Origin of the sequence: Actinocrinis puniceicyclus (genome assembly GCF_018283645.1) — a bacterium.
In the GTDB taxonomy this organism is placed as follows: Bacteria; Actinomycetota; Actinomycetes; order Streptomycetales; family Catenulisporaceae; genus Actinocrinis; species Actinocrinis puniceicyclus.
In genome coordinates this window covers 1-636 of record NZ_JAGSXH010000371.1, presented here as the reverse complement: position 1 = coordinate 636, position 636 = coordinate 1, and the positions used below count along the sequence as shown (strand labels likewise).

Annotated in this window: 1 protein-coding gene; it reads left to right on the top strand. The window is 64.9% G+C overall.

Going from position 1 to position 636, the window contains the following annotated elements:
- A partial coding sequence (locus KGA66_RS29340; protein WP_369015992.1) for a non-reducing end alpha-L-arabinofuranosidase family hydrolase occupies window positions 1-636 on the top strand: 636 nt, incomplete at both ends.

Genomic DNA, 636 nt, shown 5'->3' with positions numbered 1-636 from the left:
CGTACGGCTCGACGGGCTTCTCTCCGTTCACCAACTGGTCCGACATGGCCTCGGCGACCCAGACCGGAATGAACCAGGCCGGGGTGGCGCCCACGCTTCTCTACTTCGCGCCGAAGAACATCTGGGTGCTGGCGTCCGAGTGGGGTTCCGCGCCCTTCATGTACCGCACCTCCAGCGACCCGACCAACCCCAACGGCTGGTCCTCGCAGCAGGCGCTGTTCACCGGCAGCCTCGGCGGCGGCTCCAACCCGATCGATGAGACGCTGATCGGCGACGGCACGAACATGTACCTGTTCTTCGCCGGGGACAACGGCAAGATCTACCGGGCGAGCATGCCGATCGGGAACTTCCCGAGCAACTTCGGCTCCAACTACACCACGGTGATGAGCGACTCGACCTACAACCTCTTCGAAGCGGTGCAGGTCTACAAGGTCCAGGGCCAGAACCAGTACCTGATGATCGTCGAGGCGATCGGCTCGAGCGGGTACCGCTACTTCCGCTCGTACACGGCCAGCAGCCTGAGCGGGTCGTGGACCCCGCAGGCCACCAGCGAGAGCAACCCCTTCGCGGGCAAGGCCAACAGCGGCGCCACCTGGACCAACGACATCAGCCACGGTGACCTGGTGCGCAACAACC